The sequence below is a fragment of the Aporhodopirellula rubra genome, assembly GCF_014192335.1.
Lineage (GTDB): Bacteria > Planctomycetota > Planctomycetia > Pirellulales > Pirellulaceae > Rhodopirellula > Rhodopirellula rubra.
On sequence record NZ_JACHXU010000002.1, the window covers coordinates 465,826 to 490,143 of the forward strand.

Consider the following 24,318-nt stretch of genomic DNA (forward strand, 5'->3'; position numbering starts at 1 on the left):
CTATTAAACGGGATCTGGCCGGGTTATCGGCGAGGTAGCCAACCTGCCACTGAGGGCTGTTTTTTCAGCCCGATTTCCGATTCACATCGAAGATCACGCTCACCCGTTTGCAAACGGGCGAAAAAGACCACGGCTTCGCCCTGCGGAATTCGGTCTTGCCACCGAATCGGGACGGTTGTCGCGAATCCGTTGCTGGCCGTCGCCAGGCTCGAGGTTTCCAACTGTCGCAATTGCTCGGTGCCGAAATCCCAGCGTCCGAGGTGGGCGTCCTCTCCCTTTTTGGTCGGATCGAGGGCGATCACGCTCAACTGAATTGGGCCCTTCGGCAACGGCCGAGTGGTGGCCGAGTCTGCCGGACGTAGTTTCTCGGTCGGGTCGTGGCTGCGTCCGAGCAGCGCGATCGGATGACCGTATTGATCGTCGGCACGAATAACGAGGTCAACGCCTTCGGTCTTCACCGCCGGGGTTGTTTTCCCAACCGTGATCGCTTGCTCAGCAGGGGCACCCGATGGGACGTCCGTCGAAAGCGTGGCTTCGGGCACGACTCGCACGTAGCTGGTCGTTGCGTCGATACGCACCTTCGACGGTTGCAGCACGATCTTGGGCGTCGATCCGGCAACCTGTCCGAGACCGCCGAGCATGCTCACGCCGGGAAGGTTAATTTTACCTGGTGGTCCATCCGGACGACCATTGGGAGTGTTCGGTGGCAACGGGATACCGGGTTCGATCGGGTCGACTTGCAAATCTGGCGTGCCGGGCGGTACCCGGCCTCCGGGTGCGGGCAGCAGTCCGGGGTCAGGCAATTCGAAACCGCCACCGGAATTCGGCGACGCGTCGGGACTAGGTGTGGGGATCGGCATCTGCAGACGCCCTTGGCTGGACGAGCCCGTTCCGCCGGAATTGCTCCCGCCTTGAAATTGCCCCGGATCCATCAATGTTCCGGGATCAACAAGCGTGCCCGGATCGACCAACTCACCGGGATCGACCAATTCGCCGGGATCGATCAGCGAATCCAGATCGGGCAACCCGTCATCTTCATCATCCGAATCGGTGTCATTTTTGTCTGGATCGGACGATTGCGAACGGTTTGAATCCGACTGATCGCGTGATTGCGAACCGGACGGGATATCTTCGGTTTGTGGATCTTTGAGTGGGCGTTGATCGTTCGATCCCGACGATTGCCCTCGATTGCGAAACGCATCGTCGGCTTCCAAATCGTCGAGCCCGTCGCTGAGATCGAATCGGTCCGAATCGACCGGGACATACCCCGGGTCGTAGTTCATCGAATTCGAATCCGTCGGATCAGGACAATCCTTCACCGCGGCCTTGGCGGATCGTTCTCGGCGGAGTTTGTCGATCAGAATTCGGTTTTCGTAATCGGCTTCGTAAAGCTGGTCCTCGAGCGTCCGCACTTCTCGTTGGAGCGTTTGACGGTAGAGGTCCTCTTGAGCCCTTCCCCGGCATCCGGTGAGGGCGACCGTCCCACAACTCACCAACGCCAACACACCCGTAACGGCATGCCGCGCACCGACCCACGAGAGCGGCTTATTACAAAAGCCGAACGTGCTGGTGGAGTCGGTCGAGTTGGATCGGACGGTTTTCAATGAATTGTTCGCGGAGGAGCCTGGAAAGATTCCACTTTGTCTCCGTGCGAACTATCAAATTTGAGCATCGCCTGTCAACGTGTTTCCCGCAATAGTCAAACACGCGTCAGACAGCGATCGGCGGCAATGAAACACTGTACAAAAACCAACGAACAGATACAGACTTCGCTGCGAGATGCCGGGCAACGTTCGCTTAACGCTGCCTCAGTCATGAACACGGTGCGATGCGAGTGGGATTCGCGCGTCACCTTGCGAGCGGGCTCTACGACCGCGGAACTTCAATGCCTCGCATCATCGCCCGAAGTTCTTCGTCGACCTGTTTGCCTTCGATTTCGGCTTCCGCAGTTAACGAAACCCGATGCCGTAGCACGGGCAGGGCGATTTGGATGACGTCGTCAGGTACCGCGAAATCACGTGACGAGAACGCGGCGAGCGTCCGGGCGGATTGCATCAACGAGATTCCCGCACGTGGCGACGCGCCGATATGAAAGCCCGGCCAATCGCGTGTCGCACGCACCAAAGAACTGATGTACGTCACGAGGCTGTCTTCGACCCGGACCTCGGCACATTTCGCGATCACCTTGGAAACCACCTCCGGTGTCGTCACGGGAACGATCTCGCTCTCGAGCCGTTTGCCGAAATCCAATTGCTGCGAATGCAGTTTCAAGATTTCGGTCTCTTCGATCGCCGACGGATAATCGACGTGCAGTTTGAACATGAACCGGTCCAACTGCGCTTCGGGCAAGTTGTACGTGCCCTCGCTTTCGAGTGGGTTCTGGGTCGCGAGGACTAAGAACGGACGTGGCACGGGGTGCGTCGTACCGTCAATCGTGACGCTGTACTCCTGCATGATTTCGAGCAGTGCCGCGTGCGTCTTCGCCGGCGAGCGGTTGATCTCGTCGGCGAGCAACAATTGCGTGAAGACGGGACCGGCGCGAAACCGGAACTCACTTTTCTGCATGTCGAACACGGGGGCGCCGGTAATGTCCGATGGCATCAAGTCGGCGGTGAACTGAATCCGCCCAAACTCACATCCGAGAATTCGCCCCAGCGTCCGAACAAACAAAGTCTTGCCGAGCCCAGGAACGGATTCGATCAAGACATGTCCGCCAGAGAATAACGCCGTCAACGTTCCGAGCACGAGTTCATCCTGCCCCACGTAAAGCTTGGCGACTTCCGCTTGAATCCTCTCAAAGAGACTTCCGATCGCTTGGAATTCCGGATTCACCGTCGGTGGGCTGGCGGCCTCGGTCGGCAAGACAGGCGGCAGAGACGATTCACTCAAGATTGAAAACTCGGGCTGGAGTAAAAACGGCGTGCGTCAATTCACGAGAAAGAATAACCGATCAACCGGTGTTGCGTCCCACCTGCAATCCATCGGGCGCAAATATTCTGCGTCCTCCATCGACCGGCAAACAGACGCCGGTGACAAAGGTGTTTTCACATAAGAACGCGACCGCATCGGCAACGTCTTGGCCGCAACCGATGCGACCGACCAACGTGCTGTCGGCGAGCGATTGAACCGTTTTCTCGTCAACGTCCGGCGTCAGCATAACGGGTCCAGGCTGAACGCAATTAACGCGAACGCGATGATGACGGGCGCCCAATTCGACCGCGAGTGAACGCGTCATCACCTCCACGGCCGCCTTACTGGGAAAGTACGCGGCATGATCGGCATACGGACGCTCGGTCGCCCAATCGCCAATGTTGATGATCGCGCCACCATGAGCCTGGTTCGCCATCACGCGGCCCGCCGCTCGCCCGCACAGCAATGATGCGACGGAGTTGATTTGAAAGTATCGCCGGATTTCGTCACCGGTGATTTCATCGAGCTTGGTCGGCATCCAAATCGCGGCGCTGTTGACCAAAATGTCCAGCCGACCGAAGTGAGCATTCGTTTGATCAACGATTCGGTCGCAGGTTTCGTCTTCTTCGAGCGAACCGGTGACAACAAACGCATCTCGGCCGAACTGTTGTCTCCACTGAGTGGCCGCTTCGTTGGCCGGTTCGGCGCTCGTGTTCGCGTGGAGCGCGACATGACAACCTCGCCGAGACAATTCCTCGGCGATACACCGCCCCACTCTCGCCGCACCGCTTCCGGTAACTAACGCGACCGGGGCGTCGGTGTCGAAGGTCGTCTGCAGACTCGTGCGTGCAACCGCCAAACTTTTCGGGATGGGTAAATTCGGCGGTAACGGGCTCAACGATCCAAGCTCACTTCTTCACACGATCCGGTAACCTCAAAACCGAGATCCGCGATCATGTCGTAGTCGGCTTGAGGTGCTTGGCCCTCGGTCGTGAGGTAGTCACCGACGAACAAACTGTTCGCCACGTACAACCCTTGAGGCTGCAACGAACGGAGGTGCAGTTCACGACCACCGGCAATTCGCAACTCACGATTCGGTGCGACGAAGCGGAACATCGCGAGTGCCTTCAAGGCGTCTTGGGCCGACATCGCGTCGGTGCCTTCGAGCGGCGTGCCGTCGATGGCGTTAAGAATGTTGACAGGAATCGATTGCACACCGAGATCCGCGAGGTCGAACGCCATCGCAACGATGTCTTCTTTCGATTCGCCCATCCCGATGATGCCACCGCTGCACATTTCCATGCCAGCGTCGCGAACATTGCGGAGCGTTTGAACGCGGTCGGCGTACGTGTGCGTCGTGCAAATTTTCTCGTAGTGCGTTTCGCTCGAGTTCAGATTGTGGTTCACACGGTCGACGCCGCATGCCTTCAAACGTGCGGCCTGTTCGGTGGACAGCAGCCCCAAACACGCGCAGATGTCCAAACCGTATTTCTGCTTGATTTCGGGAACGATCTCTTCGACGGCGGACATCTCGCGTTCGTTCGGTCCGCGGGCACTGATGACGAGGCAGTACGTTTTCGCACCTCGTTCGGCAGCGACGCGGGCCGCCTCCATCAGTTTGTCACGTTTGAGAATGTTGTATTTCGGTACGGGTGCGTCACTCACTTTCGATTGGCTGCAGTAGTGACAATCTTCGGCACACAAACCGCTCTTCGCGTTCATCAGAAAGTACAACTGAACGGAATTGCCGAAGTAATGATGCCGGATCCGGTAGCCGGCGGCCAAAATCGCAGGAACGTCCAAATCGGGTGCTTCGAGCATCGCTAACGCCTCCTCGCGAGTGATCGATCCGCCTGCGAGCACTCGATCAGCGAGCGCGTCGTAGGTTCCTGCGGGCGAAAACGTGGCGGTCGATGCGGTCGGAGATGCGACACTCATGAGAGGGGTCTGTCGTGCGAGCGAAGAGAAACAGATGTGCTGACCGTTTTCGTTGAAAACCCGCCAGCACCACGTTCATTTATCGTTGTCGAACGCCCGCTCGTCGGCAAGAGGGGCGGGCGAAGTCGCCGTGCGCCAAGTCGACGCAGCCTCCTCGGCCGGAGACACCACTCCCGCGAGCAACAGCCCGGCGACAATGGAAACCGCGGTCAACATCATGTTCGCTATCAATCGGACGCCGCCGGGAAAGTCGTCCCCGATCATCATCGCCGACATTCCGAAAAACCCCAAACTGCCCGGCACCAACAGCAATAAACCGGGCATCAACATGATCGCCGACGGAAGCCCTTTCCACCGGGCAAACAGATTGCTCGAAACGCCCACAATCAACGCCGCGACCGCAACCGCCCCGAACGGCCCCAATATTTCGCTCGCTCCGCGGAGTGAGACAAACGCGATCACCGTTGATAACAAAATCCAAAACCCGTCGAGGATGCGTCCTCGAAACAGAATCCCGAACGCCACCGTGATCGGCAGCAGGACGAGCGAAGAACGAATCATGTCAGGCGGAACCGGCAACGACGACGCGGGCACGTTGATCAACGTCGTGATGAAACCATTGCCCATCACCACCCCGAAGATCATCGTTAACAACGTCGTCATTGCTCCGGCGAACCGAGCCGAACCGGAGGCGAGGTTCTGCGTCGCGAGTTCGTTGACACTGACGGTCAATTGCAAACCAGGCAACAGAACCACCAACGCCGACGTGACCGTCAAAACGACACTGCCCCCAGGGAAGAACGCGTGGATGGCCCCTGCGAAAATCATCGCAATGAACCCCGCGACCACATTCACCAAGTGAGCGGGGAAGTTACATCGCAACAGAATCGACACCACGATTCCGACGATCGATCCGACAAACGCAGCGGAAACCTGCACGATCTCGTTGCCACCGATCAAAACCGCAATCGTCGATCCCGCCAAACCGAACGCAACAATGTTCAGCCACATCGGGTACTCGTCATTGCAATGCTCGATGTCTTGAAGGCGTCGCCATGCTTCAGTAATCGAAAGCGACTCCTCATCAATCTCGCGCTGTAACTCGTACAACCGCGCGTACTTCGCCAGGTTGACGTCGACCGGGTAAACACGAATCAGCCGCGTCGATTCGGGGCGGGATTCAAACGTGACGAAGATCGCCGTCGGCGTCGAAAAGAACGCAGCGGGATTGCCGAGCGACCGGGCGACCGTCTCCATACGTTGATCGAGTTCATAGGCGGGCGAACCACTCGCATGCAGATTGCGAGCCAGTTCGATAATGAACGTGCTAGTGGATTGATCGTCGATCGGTTGGCGCCTCGAGAAATGTCGCGTTAAAGAAATACGATTGGCGAAGCGGACGACGCCATGAGTGGTGATAACGTGTTGACGGAAAAAGTCTCGCACCTCGCCCGCTTCCAAAATCGACAACGCGAACGAATTACCGGTAATTCGCCACCGACTAAATTCAGCGACGTGCCGTTCAACTGCGTCGTGTAGATCACCGAGCGTACAGCAGAACTCGTCGTTTGCCGAGTGTCATGGCGGGCCGTTGATGCCTTCGAACTTGGCCGATCCACCGAATCAATGCGAGAGCGTTTCCATTTTTTGTCGTAGCCGCCATCACTCAACGGTGGAGCACGTTCAGGTGAACGTAGCGACCGTTGAACACCTACGACAATTGCCGAAACGCTCTCGTGGCAGCTACCTACGCCAGCGTGAGGTCCACCGCCGGGTGACGGTGGCTACGGCCGCGTAGAAACGCGTTAGTTTCGATAATCGCGATGACACGTCGTGCACGAAGTCTCGAGCTTTTCCATCAAGACATCCGCATCCTGCACTCGGTTCGCTTTCAACGACTCATGCAACTCGACCGAGACCTTACTCGACGCTTCCATCCGTTGCCGCAGTTGCCACTCCGCCGTTTTCGGCAGATGACGGTTTGACTCATGCAGCCCTTCCCGAACCAACAACGCGATTTGAACCGGATCCAAATCGGGATGCGTTTGCGGTGCGGTCCAACCTGCGTTTTTGCACAAGAGGAGACGTTCCATCGCGAGTCCCGAGTTCGCCATCGCGGTCACAAAACTATCCACTGGAGCCACCGAAACGAGCTCGGGAAGTTCGACGTCTTCGGCGGGCGGCGAGTAAGCGGCGACATCTCGCCAAAGCCCCGCGTAATTTTTGCTGGTACCGGCACGGCGTAGGATTTCGGTTCCTGCATCGTTATCCGCATGACCGCCCGCGATGCAGGCGATCGCAGCGGCAGCGGGCCCGCGATGATGACCGTGGTGACAGTGCACGTAGATCGGCCCCTGAATCTCTCGCATTAATCGAGCGAGCGAGAGCCCCGCGTTCGGATCCACACCGTCGTATCCGATCGGGATATGAATGTAGCGAAGCCCGTGTGCCTCCGCGGCCGCGACGTCTGGGATCGCACCGTCGACACTGACCACGGTTCGAATCCCCATCGCGGCGAGCGACTCGAAATGGGTTTCACCTTCGGGTTCGGCTCCGCAGTAGATGCCGCCCGGTAATGAAAGCAGGTTTTGGGGGACGTTCCCCTTGGCGGTTGGATCCTGAGGCGACTCGGCGGCAACGAAACCTCCGCCGACGAGAACGATGAGAGCGGCGATCGGGAACAGTCCACTGCGAATCATCATCACCTGCCACTTCGCCTCACATACCTCACCATCGGTCGGCGGTATGCCGGGATCACTTGAGAAGAGTCGCACACGCTTTCGCGTGAGATCCACCATTCTTACATTTCGGCGGAGGCAGCCGGTTCGTCAATTTTTGGTTCAAACGACGGCGACGTCATTTTGCTGTCGCTCAGCGTGAAAATCACGAACAGTCCCACAAACACGAACGACGACAGGAAAACGATGATGTTAAAGGGCTTGTCGTAGATCAAGTGCATGAAGATGCCCGCCACCAAACAGGCCTTCACCGTTGCGATTCCCATCACGACCGCGATATCAAAACTGCCCAGATCGAGGCTCGCCTGAGCAACCGTGATAATGGTCAAGATAACCAGCGCGAAAAACACACCGAACAATACCGGCAGTGGCATCGGGTGGGCGAAATCGGTTCCGTCGTCTGAATGTCCGTGAGCAGCCATGAGCGCGTTCTGAAATGGAAAAGAAAGGTGGTGGGTAGTGTCAAAAAAACTCGACCGCGTCGAGCCCGTCCGCTATCGGATCAAGTACAGGAGCGGGAACAGGTAGATCCAAATCAAGTCGACCAAGTGCCAGTAAAGACCGACATAATCGACGGGGCCGAAGTACTGACGGTTGAAGTCATGGCGAATCGCACGAATCAGCAACCACACCAACACGCCGATACCCGCGAGAATGTGAATCGCGTGCACGCCCGTCATGCAGTAGTAGATGCCGAAGAACACGCCGGCCTGGCGTTTTGTCTGGACGTCTTTCTCGACCGTGGCGATGCCCATATCGGCTTCGACACCCGGAGGCACGACCTGACCGCTCGCCATGGCGGTTTGAGCCTGTTTGGCTTCGAGCATGGCCTTCGCACCCGTGTTCAAATCGCTTTCAGCGAGCAATTCCATCGCGACGTCGTCGCTCTCGACATCGAGTGCCGGGGCGGCCGCGTGAGTTTCCGCAGCATGAGCGTCCTCCGCGTGTTCATGATCCGCGTGCCCGTGTCCAGCATCAGCAGCACCATGGTCGCCATCGACGTGAGCGACGGTGTGTTCACCGCCCCCGCTTTCGAGAACCATGCCCAACCCGACGCCACCGAAGAAGCTGAGGCAAACAACGAGCAACGGCTTGGCACATGCGTATTGGAATTTGTTATCAGTTACCTTCGCCCAAACCAACCACGCGAACACACCGATCAGCAGCAACGCGAACGGGGCACACAGATAGTAAAGGCTGTGCGTGAGGAAGTAGGCCGTGCTCTCACTAAAGCCGTGTTGATCGACAATCTGCTGAGCCGTCGGGTGCGGGTTGGCTTCGTCATAGAAGTACGATCCTGGTGGCAAGAGCCCCATGCCCCATTTGTGCGAATACTCGATCGATTTCACGCCGAGGAAGACCATCGCACAGGAAAGCGTACTGGCGATCATCACGACGAGCTTCTTGTACTCTTCGGTTTGGGCACATCGAACGGCCCACGCCATCGTCAATGAACTGAACAGCAGCACCCCAGTGTTGATCGCACCGAGTTTGGTGTTTAGGAATTGGCTGCACCCCTCGAACACTTCGGGTCGCAACATGCGGAACATTGCGTAGGCACAGAACATGCCGCTGAAGAACAGAATTTCTGTCGTCAGGAACAACCAAATCCCCAGCTTGCCGCTGTCAAATTGTTGTTCGGGCGTGTCGAAATGGTGAGCCAGCCACGCGGGATGGTCATGGTCGTGACCATGTTCGTCGTGCGTTTCCGATTCGGAGGAGTGGGAGTCGATCGTTGCCATGTGCCGAAAACCGTTCGCTGATGAACCGCCCGCGATGAGGGCGACCACGCATGAATGTGTCGAAGTGAAAAGTAAACTAACTAGCGGGGCGACCCATGTCGCCCGGTTCCGGAACGTGGAGTGGGCAACCGCCCGCCACCACGTTCATAATCAATAACTCGTTCGCCGAGGCTTCCCTAGTGATGAGCCGGGACTTCCGCCGGCTGCTCTTCGGGAACCAACTTACGTTCAGGTTCAGTAGAGATGTATTTCTCTTCCTGCGAATCCCACTCGATGTTGTGGAAATCATATGGATCGCCCACAACCGGTGGACGTTCAAAGTTGTAATACGGTGGAGGACTGGTGCAGGCCCATTCGAGCGTTGCTCCACCCCATGGGTTTGCTGGTGCCCGTCGTCCCTTTGCCAGCGACGCCATCAAAACGATAAACGCGTACAGCAATCCACATCCGAGCAACAAGGCACCATAGGTGCTCATTTGATGCAGGAATGCGAACTCGGGATCGTAGGTCGCGTAACGACGTGGCATCCCGCGGCTGCCCAATACGAACTGTGGCAGGAACGTGCCGTTGAATCCAAGGAAGACCAACAGGGACGCGATGCGGCCGTGGAATTCGTTGTACATCTTGCCGACCATCTTCGGCCACCAGTGGAACACGCCACCCAAGAACGCGATCAACGTTCCGCCGACCATCACGTAGTGGAAGTGGGCAACAACAAAGTACGTGTCGTGCAGGTGCAAGTCCGTCGCGAGGGTTCCGAGGAACAACCCTGTCAAACCACCGATCGTGAACAAGAAAATGAACGAGATCGCGTAGCACATCGGGGTCGTCAAACTGATCGAACCCTTGTACATCGTCGCGAGCCAGTTAAACACCTTGATCGCCGACGGTACCGAAACGGTAAACGTCAATGCCGAGAAGATGATTGTGGTCAACGAGCTCATGCCCGATGTGAACATGTGGTGTCCCCAGACCAGGAAGCCCAGCAGGGCGATCGCGATCGAGGAGTAAGCGATGAAGCGATATCCGAAGATGTGCTTGTGACTGTGAACACTGATCAATTCACTGATGATACCGAACGCCGGCAAAATCATGATGTAAACAGCGGGGTGGCTGTAGAACCAGAAGAAGTGCTGGTACGTGACCGGGTCACCGTTGAATTCAGGATCAAAAATCCCGACGTGCATCGTGCGTTCTGCGATCAGCAACAACAACGTGATACCAAGAACGGGTGTTGCCAAAACTTGGATGATGCTCGTCGCATAGGTCGCCCACAGGAACAATGGCATCTTGAACCAGGTCATCCCTGGCGGACGCATCGTGTTGATCGTGACGATGAAGTTCAAACCGGTAAAAATCGAACTGAACCCGAGGATAAACGCACCCAGGGTGGCGAGGATCACCGACGTGTCCGTCGTTGTGCTGTAAGGCGTGTAGAACGTCCATCCCGTATCCAGACCGCTGCTGAACAGAGCCGAAACGAAGAAGATCGCTCCAAAACACCACAGATAGAAACTGCTCAAGTTCAATCGCGGGAACGCGACGTCCTTCGCCCCCAGCATCACCGGAACAAGAAAGTTGCCCAATGCCGCCGGGATACTCGGGATGATGAACAGGAACACCATGATCGCACCGTGAAGGGTGAAGACCTGGTTGTAGATATTGTTCGCTTCCGCACCCGTGAACATCCAACCTTCAGGATCGAGCAGGTGAAGGCGAATCGCCAACGCGAGCAGACCACCGACGGCGAACGCGGTCATCACACCGACCAAGTACATCAATCCGATGCGTTTGTGATCGAGCGTGAAGATCCAACTCAGGATGCCTGAGGAATTGGTGAGGTAGTTTTCGCGATCAGTCGGATAGCCGGGGTCGCGGCTGGTGATGGCGGTGGACATGATTGGAGTGTCCTCTTGGAAGACGATCGAAATTGATTTGGGATGGAATGGTCGGTGGTCTGCGTCTGCTCTTCGATGGCAAACGCGGCCAAACCGAATGTCTATTCAGCCGCAGGTGCGGCAGTGTTGGAACTGATTGATTTCAGGTAAGCGATGATCGACTCGATGTCGTCGTCACTGAGTTGACCTTTGTAGCTCGGCATCACGGGTTGGTAGCCGGCGACCACTTTGGCTTTCGGAGCAATGATTGACTCGCGAATGTAGTTGTCATCGACAACGACGTTGTCACCCGATGCCAACGCGTGCTGCGAAGCATAGACGTCTTTGAATGACGGGCCGACCAGTTTGCTGCCGTCGTTGGAGTGACACCCTGAGCAACCGCGACGGTTGTACAACAACTGTCCCCATTCGGCGGGCGTTTGGTCTTCCGGACGTGAACTGTTGGCTTTGATCCACGCGTCGAGTTCTTCTTGCGTTTCGTGCACGACGACCGCAGTCTGCATTTCCGAGTGGTTGGTTCCGCAGTACTCGGCACAGTAAAGGTCAAAGAACGTGTATCCGTCGGGCGTGAACTGATACTTGTCATAGTCCCATCCGTCGCTGCCTTCGCTCTGTTTTTTGGCCTTCGCGAGTTCCTCGTCGGAAACCTTTTCACTGGCAACGGTCGGTTTGAACCACATGTAGTTGTAACGACCGGGCACGATGTCTTTCTTGGCCCGGAACGCGGGGATGTACAGACTGTGAATGACGTCCGTGCTCCGCATCGAGAGTTTGGTCGGCTCGTCTTTGACGATGTGCAGTTCAGGGTGGAAAGTGCCGCTGCCGTAGTCCATCGTCCAACCCCATTTGAAGGCCTGAACGCCGACGTCGTAGGAGCCTTCCGGAGGCGTCCGCATGTCGAGGTACGAGATCGAACCTTGGACGAACATCCACACGAGCAAGACCGAAGGTCCGATCGACCATGCGAGTTCGAGCGGTGTGTTGTGCGTGACTTGGCTTTCCGCCTTGGTGCCCTTCTTCTTGGTGTACTTGAACATCGTCCACACCATGAACGCCATCATCGGAACGAAGAAAGCGATGCAGATGTAGAGGATGAAGTCGTATACCCAGTCGACTTCGCTCGCGAAGGAGGAAGCCTGTTTGGGGAACCAGAAACTATCTTCGACGTCTGCGAGAAACGGCATCGGTCGCGTCAAGTTGGTAAGTGCCGGGATCATAGTCGTGCAGGCCGAAGTGGCGTGAAAAAGGGATATGTTGAGGACTGAAGTATTTCGGTTGATTTGACAACCGGTGGCGATTCGATCGCCACACGGTGGTGTCTGTTTTGATCGTCGGGTTTAACCACCGAACCATTGGGTCGGTTTCAACGGAGCGGTGCCGTCGGCGGTCGGAGCGACGTGTTCGGTAGGTCGGTTCTTTTCGCGGCGAAGCGGGTTGCCTTTGCGGCCGAGCCAGTAGGGCAACAGGGCGAGGCCGAGTAACCCGATGGTGATCGCACCGCCCAAACGCATGATCTTCCACGCCTCGGGGACGTAACTACCCGCAGTGGGATCGAACGTGTAACACAGCATCACGAATTGATCGATATAACTGCCGACTTCCCCCTGACCGGCCTCGACCAGGGCGAGTTTCATTTGGTCCGGTGGGAATGCAACGCCGAGTGAATATCGCGTGATCACCCCGTCAGGAGTCAAAAACGCGAGCATCGCCGGGTGAGCGTACTCCCCCGTCGCTTCGTTGTAATTGTACGAAAATCCGACTTCGGTGGCTAACTGATCGATGACGTTTTGACTCGTGCGACAAAATGCCCACCCCTTCTGAGCGTTAGGGTGCGACGGGACTTGCTCGACGTAACGGGCCTGCGTTTCCTGCAGTCGCTCGTTCGTTTCGGTCGGGTCGATGCTGATACTGATGCAGCGGAAATCGTCACCGATCTTCAAATCGCCCTTCTCAAGGGACTGCGCCAATTGGTTCAGCTGCACATTGCACAACATCGGACAATTGCTGTAATTCAGCGTCAAAATCAGCGGATGCTCACCATCGAGGTAATCACCGAGGGTCACGTGGTCGCCGACTGAATTGATCAGCGGCAAATCCTTGGTGACTTGATCGCCAAGATTTTGCTTCACCGTCACGTCCCGAACTTCGCGCGGCACGCGGTCGTTGAGCAACACCTCCGCTGAGCCGTCCTGCATCACGCCCGTGTTCGGCTGGGCCGAAACCGTCGCCGTTGCCCCCATCGCAGCAACCAGCACGAAGCTCACGAAAAGGCGGATGCCTACGTGGATCGTTGATCGATACGGTGTGGAAGGGAACATGATCGGATGCTGAGACAGCGAGTGTTAGGAAATCGGTTGCGAAGGAACGGTTAGGTTCGCGTGATCTTCATTTTGATGTTCTTCAGCTTCGGCGGCCATCCTTTTCATCGCATCGCCAACCGGGATCCGGATATTTCCGGTATCGGGATCGACTCCGTAGGTGGCGATTTCTTCAGCCTGCTGCGAAAGAACGTGGTTCGAACGCGTGTAACGGGCGTCTTGGATCTTTTGCGTGTCGACCAAATCGGCCAACGCAAAATAAACGACTTGCACCGCTAACACGGTAACCGCAGTAACCACGATCGAGATCACGCTGATCGTCGCGATTCGTTTGCCATTGAGATCGTCGTAGGCAGCCATGGGAGATTCTAAGAAGGGGGAAAATGAACAGGTGACGAAATAACGCGAACGTTAGGAAAGCGAGGCAAGGCAGCTCAGATGTTCTCGAACGCGAGCGACTCGCCCAAACGAGGGTCTCGAACGGGGATCAATCGAGTTCCCGATCCCACGACGATCACCAAACCGAGCATCAAGGCGACCATCCCGATCACGCACAGCAGTGACGAGATCACGCCAACGACTCCGCCCGCACCGAGATTTGCCTCCGGCATGATCGCCCAGTACAAATCGACGAAGTGCATGACGAGGATGTACAGCGACCAGGCGGCGACAGCCCAAGGACGTCGACGGACGTGGCGGCTCATGATGCCGAGGAACGGCAACCCCCAGTGCAGCACCATCAGGGCGATCGCGATCGGCCCAAAAGTATCAGAGAAACCAGGATATCGACCGGCGAACCAGTGCGTTTCTTCCGGAATGTTGGCGTACCAAATCAGCATGTACTGGCTGAACGCGATGTAACCCCAGAAACAAATGAACCCGAAGATCAGTTTGCCCAGGTCGTGGTAGTGTTCGATGGTGACTTCGTCGCGAATCGCACCTTGTTTCTGCAAAACGAAGCTCAACAACGCAATTGCGCAGTGCGCCGACAAAATGCTGCCGGTGAAGATGTAGACGCCGAACATGGTGGAGAACCACATCGGTGCCAAACTCATCACCCAGTCAAACGCGGCGAAGGCGGTGCAGAACGAAAACAGAATCACGGCAGGTCCACTGCGAGCCTGCATCGATTCGGTCAACGTGACCTCACCGGTCTCGTCCTGACGTTGGCTCTTGGAATAGTACCACCACGCGGTTGCACACCAGATGCCGAAGTACAGCAGCGCGCGGAACGTGAACCACTGTGGGTTGAGCCAGCGAATTTTCTCGGCCCAAACTGCGGCGGGAACGCCATGCTCGGCTTGGTAGCCCGGGTCCGTCCACGAGTACAACGAACCGTTCCACACCGAAAAGGCGATCGGGAGAAACATTAACGCCAGAGGCAACAACATCACCATCATCAACTCGGCAACCCGGCGAACCACCACACTCCAACCCGCACGAGCGAGGTGCTGGATCAGAACGAAGAACAGCGAGCCGAGAGCAATCGTGAAGGCATACATGTACGCAGTCAGGTAAGCCGACATGCCGAATTTGCCGCCCAGCGACGTGGTTCCCAAGAACGCACCGCCGACCAACGCGATCAGACCGCCGATACACAACGGGAGAGACATACCCGACAGCAACGCTGGCATGGTGAACGCCGGATCGTCAGCGGGCTTTGGAGCGACTGCTTGATGGTGAGACATGAGAGGAATAAGGGCTGAGTACTGAGGGCTGAGTGAATAAATCGGATGGCGGAATTAGGTCGCGGTCTTTTGAGCTTTCGCTGCCTCTTCCGCGGCTGCCTTTTCGAGTTCGGCTTTGACCTCGGATTGTTTCTTTTCGATCGCTTCGCGTTGTGACGCAGGCACCTCTTCGAGCGACGCGTTTTGGCTAGCCTGCAACGCTCGCACGTAAGACACGATTGCCCAACGATCTTTGGCTCGGATCTGCGCGGCGTAACCAGGCATCTTGCGAACGCCATTGCTGATCGTGCCGAACAGCTTTCCGTCTGGGTAAACGTCTTGGTACAGCGTCGCGTCATGCAGGTTCGATGGCGGTGTCCAAGTCGTTGCCAGAATCCGCTGAGCACGCTGGTTCACCAACCCGTTCCCACGGCCGTTCATGCCGTGACACACCGAGCAATAGATATTGAATTGCTGCTGGCCTCGCTGGAGAACAGCGGCATCGATCGCGAGCGGGTTATCGGTCAACCAAGGCGTCGTGTCGACGGTCGGTCCAGATGCGGGTGCCAACGCGGTCGGGGCTTCAGGCTTTGACGCTTCGGCTTCGGGCTCTTCGGTTTTTGCCTCGGCAACGGGCTCTTCTTCGCTAGGCCCCTCTGCGGCGGGCTCTTCCGCGGGAGTTTCCTCGGCCGTCATTTCTTCCTCGGCAGGCTCTTCCGCAGCAGGCTCTTCTTCCGCGGGAGTCTCCTCGGTCGATTCGGTTTCTTCGGCAGCCGGTTCTTCTTCTGCCGGAGCCTCGGCTTCTTCGGTCATTTCCGCTTCGGGCTCTTCGGCTGCTGGTTCTTCAGAGGCCGGTTCGTCTGCGGAAGGCTCGTCCGTGGAAGGTTCGTCTGCTTGCACTTCTTCGGTCGTTTCTTCGACAACTTCCTTCACCGCTTCTTCTTCGCCGGCTACTTCGCCATCGGCTTCAACGACTTCCGTATCCGACTGCATCATCGCGACGAGTTGACGGGCCCGTGGGGCGTCGACTTGAGCAAGTTTTTCCATATCGATTCCGGTTTGGAAATCGACGTCCCAATCCAATCCGCCACGGCTAACCGTGCCAGGCACGTCGGGACGCATCGCACGACCGTCGGCGAACAGCGTCGAGATCTGCTGCGCGTCTTTGGCGGGCGAGAAGTCCATGTCGGGGAAGATATGGAATCGCGGCGAACTGCTCTTGGTCACTCGCATGCGAGCCACAACGAGAGCCGGGATCATCGAGAAAGCGATCACGACGGCGATCGCGATCAACAGGAAACTCGGGATCTTTTTCGGTGAATCGTCTTCGACAACGGGCTCGATGTAAGCACCACCGAGGTCACCGAGCAGAGCTTTCGCGCCCTCTTCGTTGAACCGTTTGTCTTTCGCATCGAGATACAAGAAGAACGTGTCGTCGGTCGCCCGGTCGAACCGTGGGCTGGTGAACATCGGGTTGCTGAAACGTGGCAATCCGTTGAGGGCCCACATTCCGAAGAACGTTCCGAACGAAGCAAACAGAATCGTCAGTTCGAACGAGACCGGAATGAACGCTGGCAACGAAATGTAAGGTTTGCCCGAGATGATGTATTGGTAATCAATCCCGTTCATCCAGATCTGCATCGTCAACGCGGTGCAGGTTCCGATGGCTCCTGCGGTCAACGCGATCCAAGGCAAAACGGTCGGTTTGATGCCGAGCGCCTTGTCGATCCCGTGGACGGGAAACGGCGTGAACGCGTCCGCCTTCGTGTATCCGGCATCGCGAACCCGTTCGCACGCGGCGAGCAACGAATCGACGTCGGAGAACTCCGCAACCACGCCATGCACGGTGTTCCCGTCGGCGACTGTCTTGGGAGCTGGTTTGGTTTCACTCATCAGAGAGACCGTTATGAAAAAATACGAATGTCAGAAATCAAATGTGAATCGAGAAGCACGAGCGAATCGCTCGAACCTTAGTGGCCGTCTTTGTGGGCCATGTGGAGTTCTTTCGCGAGCGTCGCTTTCGTTTCGGCCATGTTGACGATCGGCATCAATCGGCAGAACAACAGGAACAGGGTGAAGAACAACCCGAACGATCCGATCAACATCGCCCAGTCGACCCAGGTCGGCTCGAAGTAGGCCCAAGCACTCGGCAAGTAATCTCGCGACAAACTCGTCACCGTGATCACGAATCGTTCGAACCACATTCCGATGTTCACGAAGATCGAGACGACGAACATGATCCAAGGCGTCGTTCGAGCCTTCTTCCACCAGAAGATATTTGGCGAGATCACGTTACACGTGATCATCGTCCAGTACGCCCACCAATATGGCCCCATGGCTCGGTTGATGAACGCGAACTTCTCTTCGGTGACCTGACCGTACCACGCGATGAAGAATTCAGTCCCGTACGCCAAACCGACAATCATGCCGGTCGTCAGGATGATCTTGCACATGTTTTCGAGGTGCCGGATCGTGATCAGTTTTTCAATACTGAAGATCGCTCGGGCGGGAACCATCAGCGTGATCACCATCGCGAAACCGGAGAAAATAGCACCGGCAACGAAGTAAGGCGGGAAGATCGTCGTGTGCCAGCCGGGAACTTGCGAGACCGCGAAGTCAAACGAAACGATCGTGTGCACCGACAAAACCAGCGGAGCGGCGAATGCGGCGAGCAACGCGTACGCTTTCTCGTATCGCATCCAGTGGCGTGACGAACCGCTCCAACCGAGCGACAAGACACCGTAGACGGCGCGACGGAACGGGTTTTTACTGCGGTCACGGAACGTCGCCAAATCGGGCACCATCCCCATGTACCAGAACAACAACGATACCGTCGCGTAGGTACTGACCGCAAAAACGTCCCACAACAATGGACTGCGGAACTGTGGCCACATCCACAAATTCAAACTCGGATACGGAGCCAACCAGAACGCGAGCCACGCACGACCGACGTGGATGCCGGGGAACGTACCCGCACAAACAACCGCAAAAATCGTCATCGCCTCGGCCGTCCGGTTGATACTCGTTCGCCATTCTTGGCGGAACAAATACAAAATCGCACTAATCAACGTTCCCGCGTGACCGATACCGACCCAGAACACGAAGTTCACAATCGGCCAGCCCCAGAACACAGGGTTCCGGTTACCCCAAACACCGACACCGGTGTAGAAGAGATACGCGATACACAGCCCCAACATCGTGGCCAAGTGAACGGCCACAAGGAAACTGATCACCCACAGCTTCGACGGCGGGTTCTCGGCAATCTTGCAAACCGCTTCGGTGATCGAATGATAACTCGATTCGCCGAGCACGAGCGGGGCGCGTGTGCCGGGGCGTTCGACCGAATTGTCCAGACCGTTGGGAACTGCGAGCGACATGGAACGAAGTGGGAAATTAGAAGTGAGAAAAATGAAAAAACTGAGGGCGAGACCGCCGGATCAAACGATCGGCAATTGGAATTTGCCGCGGATGCGACGCGAATGCTTTTCGCCTTCGTCATGACCGTGGTCATCACTACCGTGAGCGTCATGGCCGTCTTCATGACCGTGGTCGTCGTGACCATGATCGCCATGACCTTCGTCGCCATGCCCACCATGACCGTGATGCGGTGCTTCCAACGTGGTCAAGTCGACCAACTGGGCCCGCGTCATCAGCGAGATTGGGGTGTTACGAATGCGTGACAAGTAAGTCGTTCGCGGCTTGACGTTGAGTTGGCCGAGCATGCCGTAGGTTCGAACGTCGGCTTTGGCCTTGGATACACGCGAGTTCGGATCGGCAACGTTTCCGAATTCGATCGCACCGGTTGGGCAGGCGGCCTGACATGCGGTGATGATCTCGCCGTCGGCAACCGGTCGACCGCCGTCTTTGCGAGCGTTGATCTTTGCCCTCTCGACACGTTGCACGCAGTAGGTGCATTTCTCCATCACACCACGACCGCGAACGGTGACTTCCGGGTTGAGAACGAGAGCCTGCAGTTTGCGGCTCGCCGATTCGATCGTCCCTGGATACGCGTCGATACCGTAGCCGACACCCACATCTTCGTTGTAGTTGAAGTAGTTGAACCGGCGAACTTTGTACGGACAGTTGTTCGCACAGTACCGAGTACCGATACAGCGGTTGTAGGCCATCGCGTTGATGCCTTCATCGGTGTGCACGGTCGCGGCAACCGGGCATACCTGTTCACACGGTGCCGTTTCGCAGTGCATGCATGCGACGGGCTCTTGCACGATGTCGGCGTTGTCTTCGTCGCCTTGGAAATAGCGGTCAATCCGCAACCAGTGCATTTCGCGACTGTTGCCGACTTGTTCTTTCCCAACGATCGGCACGTTGTTTTCGCTCTGGCAAGCGATCACGCATCCGTTGCAACCGAGGCACTTGGTCAAGTCGATCGACATGCCCCACTGAGGCAACTCTTCACGTGACTCTTCGATCGCCGCGATCGGCTCTTGCCACAACGACCCGTCGATCCCGACTTCAGGAACGTGAGGCCCCTTGGATTCAGTGAACTGAGGCAATTTCTTGAGCAGTTCGGTCGTGCCCTCGCGGATCAGCATGAAGCTACGTGCTTCGGCTTCATCCCGGCCGAGTTCGTCGATCGCCCAGTGATCTTGGGTCGTGCACAACTCGTACTCGCTGAGCCGTGGACGGGCTTCGACGGGAGCGAGCATCATCATCGAATCGGTCGTGCGGATCGGTGAAACGTCAACACCGACGGTCGGCACGTCCTCTTCCGGCATTCCGCCGACCATGCCGACACGTTTGCGACCGTAACCGATCGCGACGCTGACAACGCCAGGGGCAACTCCGGGAATTTCAAAAACGGGCAACTCGACCGTTGTGTCGCCGCGACGCAGGGCGACCATCAGTCCGTGTTTGGTGCCAAGAGCCTTTGCCGAACGCGGGCTCATGATGGCCGCGTTGTCCCAAGTCAGTTTGGTTACCGCTTGTGGCATTTCCTGCAACCAACCGATGTTGGCGAAACGACCGTCGTAGAGTGATTCCGAAGGCGTGAAGATCACTTCAAAGCGATCGCGGAACGACTCATCGTCGTAATCGAGGGCCACGGTCGGCGATTCGGCGGGCAGATCGACCGAGGTGCTTTTGGGCTCGAGCGATTGAACATCGACGACCAAGTCATCTGCGTATCCGTCGTGCAGCAACTTGCGCCACTGGCGGTCGCTGATTGCTGACCCGGTCACGCTGTTTGCGGTTTGGCGAACGAGTTGCTCGCCGTCGGTGACGGTTTCGCCCATCATCAGAGCCAACACTTCGGCGGGCGTTTTGCCACCGAGCAAAGGCAAGATTTGCGGCTGGCAGACACCGTAGTGACCATCTCGTCCGATGCAATCGCCCCAGCTTTCGAAGGGGTGGCACATCGGCAACGACCATTCGCACTGGGCGCCGGTCTCGTCATCATATGCACCGAGATAAATCGAATGCTCGACGTGCGTCAACGCTTCGGTGAAGTCCAGGTTACCCGGTGCGGTGAAGACGACGTTGGCATCGACGACCAACAATCCGTCGACCTCGCCGCCCTTCATCTTCGAAACCAACTTATCCAATCCGACGCGGTTCTTCAGGGCATTCTCAGGGGCAGGCGAGAATGTCTGGATCGTGCCGAAGGAACCCAACTTCGAGTTCATCTCGACACCAGCGGCGATCATTTCGGCGCCGAGAGTTTCGCCGACGACAACAACGCCCCTATCTCCTGCGGCGGCCAAATCGGACGCGGCAGAATCCAAGAATCGCTCCAACCGCCCTTGCGCGTCGAGCTCATTGAACGCTTGATCTTCTTCAACGACGGCCTCCACCGCCAGGCCCGCGTTTTCGAGAGCACCCGACTTGGCTTTCTCGACGCGCCGGCCCAATTCAGCGAGCAAGGCTGGCATTTGGCTCGGACGGATCGCCAACCGGGCATCCGCCGCGGTGCCGGTGGTCGTGTAGCCACCTTCGGCAACATACAGGCGACTCATTTCGCCGAGGTTCGGATCGCGTTTCTTCGAGAACGTCCGCGAATTGACTAGCGACGAGTTCTTGTTTCCGAGGAAGTCTGACTCGAGCGAAACGATCACTTCGGCGTCGGAGAAGTCGAAATTCTGCCGAGCTTCCTGACCGAAGATCTCTTTCGTCGCTTCGGCCATCACGCCGCCGTCGATCGGATCATAAACGCAGATCGTCGCGGCAGGGAACTTCGACTGCATCTTCGAAAGCATGCGAAGAGTCGTCGGAGAAGTCGTCGGCCCCAACAAAACGGCCAAACCGTCGCCCTTTCCGGCTGAACGGAATAACGCGGAACCGTAAGTCACAAACGACTCCCAGTCGGCTTCAACCCGTTTCTTCTCTTCTTTATGGATCGGCACGCCGGTTTCGCCACGCGAGCGATCCGGGTCATACAACCCGAGCATCGAGGCTTGTGCGTAGGTACCCGCGAAACCACCGGCAGGATGCTCCGTGTTCGGCTCGACCTTGGTCGGGCGGCCGTCGACGCAACTGATCAACAGGTGATAAACGTCGCCTGCGATTTCAACGTTCGTCGCCGAGAAGTACGACTCACCGGGCACACGACCGGCCGGACGCAGCACGAACGGCGAGATCAGCTCTTCGGGATAGCGACAACCGGCGACACCGGCCATCGCGAGCGAAGCTCCCATCAACTGCATCCACCGACGGCGCGAGACACCCTCGGGAAACTCCGACGCCGCGACGGGGAACTCACGATGCAGATGATCGTTCACAAACGACTCGTCACCGTTGAGCTCGGACAGACTGCGCCAATAACGCGGGCTAGCCGACCCTGATGTGGCATCAGAACCGTTGGCGCCGGACGAAGCGTTGGAGTGCGAAGTGGTGGTCATATTCTGCAGGGCTGGCTATGCGGTTAGCTGGAAACGATGGAGTCGTCAAACAGACTGGCTAAAAATAAAAACGCGTTCTCAACGGTGACAAACTGCACAGTGAGTTTGCGGATGGATGTTGTATTTTTCGCGATGAGATTTCGCAAACTCTTCTTGGTCCCAACCTTCAGGCGGCGTCCAATCGAGCTTCGTGACGAACTCCTGCGGGCGGAGGTGCTCGTTCGGATTGCGGTGACAGGTGATGCACCACGCCATCGACAGTTCTTCGGCTTGATAGACGACTTCCATTTGGTCGATCCGGCCGTGACAGGACTTGCAACTGACACCCGAATTCACGTGCGCGGCGTGATTGAAGTAGACGAACTCGGGCAGGTTGTGGATTCGCTTCCACGCCATGCTGCGGCCGGTCTTCCAACTCTCGTGAATCGGCTGCAACTTCGCACTGGTCGTGTGCACCGCACCGAGAGCCGGCGGCTGGCCGTCTTCTCCGGCAGGCGAGTGACAGTTGACGCACGTCGCCGTCGGCGGAACCGCAGCGTGGGCGGCATCGAAGACGGTGTTGTGGCAGTACCGACAATCCATCTTCAACTGACCGGCGTGCAACGCGTGGCTGAACGGCACCGGTTGCGTCGGCATGTAGCCGACGTTCAGCGTTTTCGGATCAGTGATCAGACCACCCATTGCGGCAGCGTAAACGCCACCACCAACGGCGGCTAAACCGAGCACACCCAGGAATGGATTAATCCAACGAGGGAACAGAAATCGCTTCATGATCGACCTAATGAACTCTGCGGCAAAAAAACTCACGCCCCTGTATCCGAAACCCGAAACCGGGCTCCAGGGGAATCGCCCCTGAAAACACCCATTCCACGGCGGAACAACGACGTTGCCTGCGAGCGAGAGAATAGAGAGTTGTCATCTAACGAAGATTGAGGGCGGGGATTATCAGCCGCAGACCACTCCGGCGACAAGGCCAGCGCTCGATCCGCGACATTGTGTCGCACAGGAGAGTCCATATTGTCGCGGCTGAAAAGGGCGCTTGCGGCCCGTTTGCCCCGCAAACAAACAGACCGCCCCTCCCAAGCCTCGCCAGCCCCCTAAAACGCCAAATTCAGGAAACTCATCCCACACAAACGAACCGCTACGCTCGTAACTGTTCGTTCATTTCGGCCGTCGCGGCGCGAACGGCGTCCTGCCACCGAGCGTCGCCGAAAGTGCCCGCGAATTCCTTGCGGGCGTGTGCGAAAATGATCCCGCGCGAGCTGTTAATCACGGCCCCGCGGCCAGACGCATCGAGAGCCGCTTTGACGTCCTTGGCCGCCCCCCCCTGGGCTCCGAAACCGGGCACCAAAAGGATGCTGTGTGGCATCGCCGCCCGCAGCTCTACGAGCTGTTCGGGGTAGGTTGCCCCGACGACCGCGCCGATCGGCCCATAACCGTCTGCGTCAAGTCGCCCCGCGTTGAGCTCTGAGACCAGATCTGCGACGCTGCGATAGACTGTTCGCCCGTCGCATTGCAGGTCCTGGAGATAGCCGCCGCCGGGGTTGGATGTCTTCACGAGGACAAAGATCCCCGCCGCCCGCTGGTCGCAAACCTCCACAAACGGCTCCAAACTGTCACGTCCCAAATAGGGACTGACCGTCAACGCGTCCCCGCCCCAGGGGCTGGCCGTCGCCGGATCTCCACCCGCGGCCGCGACACTGGCGGTGCTGCCGAGATACGCATCGGCGTAGGCGGTCGCCGTGCTGCCGATGTCATTCCGCTTGCCATCGGTGATCACGATCAGCCCCGCGTCGGCGGCGTACCGGATGACTTGGCCGAGCGAGACCATCCCGGCCGGGCCGAGCTGTTCGAAAAAAGCCGCTTGTGGTTTGACGCACGGCACCATCTCTTTCACGACATCGACGATTTCACAGCAAAACTGTGTGTACGCGGCTGCCCAAGCGTCCGGCGTGTCGCTGCTCACCGCGTCACGGATCGGAGCAGGCAATTGTGCCTTGCGAGGGTCCAGCCCTACGCAGGTGACCGATCCGGTTCGAGTAATGGCTTCGTTGATACGCGTGGAAAAGGTCATGGCAATCGTGGGTTGGGCAAAAAGTAATAATGCATAAGAGAAACCGCCACCGAACCGAGGAGTCACACGCGACCGATGGCACACACCGAGATCGACACCTCGCGCACCGGTCGGCGGCGAGGTGAACTCCGAGTCGGCGTCCACAACATAGAAAAACGCCGCCTCGCCAGCGAGCCACC

The 24,318-nt window shown here is 57.5% G+C and carries 18 protein-coding genes; all 18 read right to left on the reverse strand.

The annotated features are described in order from the left end of the window. Window positions 1-23: 23 nt before the first annotated feature. On the reverse strand, window positions 24-1,604 hold the full coding sequence (locus tag FHS27_RS04375) for a hypothetical protein (protein ID WP_246419078.1): 1,581 nt from the start codon (window positions 1,602-1,604) through the stop codon (window positions 24-26). A gap of 262 nt (window positions 1,605-1,866) precedes the next feature. Then, window positions 1,867-2,889 carry an AAA family ATPase gene (locus FHS27_RS04380; RefSeq protein ID WP_009098407.1) on the reverse strand — a complete coding sequence of 341 codons (1,023 nt, stop codon included), beginning with the start codon at window positions 2,887-2,889 and terminating at the stop codon, window positions 1,867-1,869. 61 nt (window positions 2,890-2,950) lie between these two features. Further along, on the reverse strand, window positions 2,951-3,769 hold the full coding sequence (locus FHS27_RS04385; RefSeq protein WP_184302142.1) for an SDR family NAD(P)-dependent oxidoreductase: 819 nt from the start codon (window positions 3,767-3,769) through the stop codon (window positions 2,951-2,953). Between the two features lie 35 nt (window positions 3,770-3,804). Then, a complete protein-coding gene (bioB, locus tag FHS27_RS04390; RefSeq protein WP_184302145.1) occupies window positions 3,805-4,848 on the reverse strand; it encodes a biotin synthase BioB in 1,044 nt (347 codons plus the stop codon). Window positions 4,849-4,923: 75 nt separating this feature from the next. Continuing rightward, a complete protein-coding gene (locus tag FHS27_RS04395) occupies window positions 4,924-6,318 on the reverse strand; it encodes a threonine/serine exporter family protein (protein ID WP_315854461.1) in 1,395 nt (464 codons plus the stop codon). A gap of 335 nt (window positions 6,319-6,653) precedes the next feature. After that, the gene (locus tag FHS27_RS04400; RefSeq protein WP_315854462.1) at window positions 6,654-7,622 is read right to left on the reverse strand and encodes a hypothetical protein; all 969 of its coding nucleotides are present in this window, start codon (window positions 7,620-7,622) and stop codon (window positions 6,654-6,656) included. A gap of 26 nt (window positions 7,623-7,648) precedes the next feature. After that, on the reverse strand, window positions 7,649-8,008 hold the full coding sequence (locus FHS27_RS04405; protein ID WP_184302150.1) for a cytochrome C oxidase subunit IV family protein: 360 nt from the start codon (window positions 8,006-8,008) through the stop codon (window positions 7,649-7,651). A 72-nt stretch (window positions 8,009-8,080) separates the two neighbouring features. Further along, window positions 8,081-9,328: a cytochrome c oxidase subunit 3 gene (locus FHS27_RS04410; protein WP_184302154.1), complete on the reverse strand. Its 1,248-nt coding sequence runs from the start codon at window positions 9,326-9,328 to the stop codon at window positions 8,081-8,083. Window positions 9,329-9,504: 176 nt separating this feature from the next. Continuing rightward, window positions 9,505-11,226 carry a cytochrome c oxidase subunit I gene (locus FHS27_RS04415; RefSeq protein ID WP_184302157.1) on the reverse strand — a complete coding sequence of 574 codons (1,722 nt, stop codon included), beginning with the start codon at window positions 11,224-11,226 and terminating at the stop codon, window positions 9,505-9,507. Between the two features lie 101 nt (window positions 11,227-11,327). Then, window positions 11,328-12,410, reverse strand: coding sequence for a cytochrome c oxidase subunit II (locus FHS27_RS04420; protein WP_246419080.1), 1,083 nt, complete (start codon window positions 12,408-12,410; stop codon window positions 11,328-11,330). A gap of 153 nt (window positions 12,411-12,563) precedes the next feature. Beyond that, window positions 12,564-13,544, reverse strand: coding sequence for an SCO family protein (locus FHS27_RS04425; RefSeq protein ID WP_184302162.1), 981 nt, complete (start codon window positions 13,542-13,544; stop codon window positions 12,564-12,566). Window positions 13,545-13,568: 24 nt separating this feature from the next. Next, window positions 13,569-13,904 carry a hypothetical protein gene (locus FHS27_RS04430; RefSeq protein ID WP_184302165.1) on the reverse strand — a complete coding sequence of 112 codons (336 nt, stop codon included), beginning with the start codon at window positions 13,902-13,904 and terminating at the stop codon, window positions 13,569-13,571. 74 nt (window positions 13,905-13,978) lie between these two features. Then, window positions 13,979-15,232 (reverse strand): hypothetical protein, encoded by a 1,254-nt coding sequence (locus FHS27_RS04435; protein ID WP_184302168.1) that lies wholly within the window; start codon window positions 15,230-15,232, stop codon window positions 13,979-13,981. Between the two features lie 54 nt (window positions 15,233-15,286). Beyond that, window positions 15,287-17,104, reverse strand: a complete 1,818-nt coding sequence (locus tag FHS27_RS04440; RefSeq protein WP_184302172.1) for a quinol:electron acceptor oxidoreductase subunit ActD — start codon at window positions 17,102-17,104, stop codon at window positions 15,287-15,289. 77 nt (window positions 17,105-17,181) lie between these two features. Next, window positions 17,182-18,588, reverse strand: a complete 1,407-nt coding sequence (gene nrfD, locus FHS27_RS04445; protein ID WP_184302175.1) for an NrfD/PsrC family molybdoenzyme membrane anchor subunit — start codon at window positions 18,586-18,588, stop codon at window positions 17,182-17,184. A 60-nt stretch (window positions 18,589-18,648) separates the two neighbouring features. Then, complete coding sequence (locus tag FHS27_RS04450) at window positions 18,649-22,065, reverse strand: TAT-variant-translocated molybdopterin oxidoreductase (RefSeq protein WP_184302178.1); 3,417 nt, start codon at window positions 22,063-22,065, stop codon at window positions 18,649-18,651. A gap of 78 nt (window positions 22,066-22,143) precedes the next feature. Continuing rightward, window positions 22,144-22,836, reverse strand: a complete 693-nt coding sequence (locus FHS27_RS04455) for a cytochrome c3 family protein (RefSeq protein WP_009098374.1) — start codon at window positions 22,834-22,836, stop codon at window positions 22,144-22,146. Window positions 22,837-23,206: 370 nt separating this feature from the next. Next, window positions 23,207-24,139: an orotidine-5'-phosphate decarboxylase gene (pyrF, locus tag FHS27_RS04460; protein WP_184302180.1), complete on the reverse strand. Its 933-nt coding sequence runs from the start codon at window positions 24,137-24,139 to the stop codon at window positions 23,207-23,209. Window positions 24,140-24,318 lie beyond the last annotated feature (179 nt).

Excerpts from the sequence above, each read along its gene's own strand:
- FHS27_RS04430 (WP_184302165.1), bottom strand. The coding sequence starts at position 13,904 with ATGGCTGCCTACGACGATCTCAATGGCAAACGAATCGCGACGATCAGC.
- FHS27_RS04450 (WP_184302178.1), bottom strand. The coding sequence starts at position 22,065 with ATGACCACCACTTCGCACTCCAACGCTTCGTCCGGCGCCAACGGTTCT.
- FHS27_RS04415 (WP_184302157.1), bottom strand. The coding sequence starts at position 11,226 with ATGTCCACCGCCATCACCAGCCGCGACCCCGGCTATCCGACTGATCGC.
- FHS27_RS04435 (WP_184302168.1), bottom strand. The coding sequence starts at position 15,232 with ATGTCTCACCATCAAGCAGTCGCTCCAAAGCCCGCTGACGATCCGGCG.
- FHS27_RS04420 (WP_246419080.1), bottom strand. The coding sequence starts at position 12,410 with ATGCCGTTTCTCGCAGACGTCGAAGATAGTTTCTGGTTCCCCAAACAG.
- FHS27_RS04425 (WP_184302162.1), bottom strand. The coding sequence starts at position 13,544 with ATGTTCCCTTCCACACCGTATCGATCAACGATCCACGTAGGCATCCGC.
- FHS27_RS04410 (WP_184302154.1), bottom strand. The coding sequence starts at position 9,328 with ATGGCAACGATCGACTCCCACTCCTCCGAATCGGAAACGCACGACGAA.
- pyrF (WP_184302180.1), bottom strand. The coding sequence starts at position 24,139 with ATGACCTTTTCCACGCGTATCAACGAAGCCATTACTCGAACCGGATCG.
- FHS27_RS04440 (WP_184302172.1), bottom strand. The coding sequence starts at position 17,104 with ATGAGTGAAACCAAACCAGCTCCCAAGACAGTCGCCGACGGGAACACC.
- bioB (WP_184302145.1), bottom strand. The coding sequence starts at position 4,848 with ATGAGTGTCGCATCTCCGACCGCATCGACCGCCACGTTTTCGCCCGCA.
- nrfD (WP_184302175.1), bottom strand. The coding sequence starts at position 18,588 with ATGTCGCTCGCAGTTCCCAACGGTCTGGACAATTCGGTCGAACGCCCC.
- FHS27_RS04455 (WP_009098374.1), bottom strand. The coding sequence starts at position 22,836 with ATGAAGCGATTTCTGTTCCCTCGTTGGATTAATCCATTCCTGGGTGTG.
- FHS27_RS04405 (WP_184302150.1), bottom strand. The coding sequence starts at position 8,008 with ATGGCTGCTCACGGACATTCAGACGACGGAACCGATTTCGCCCACCCG.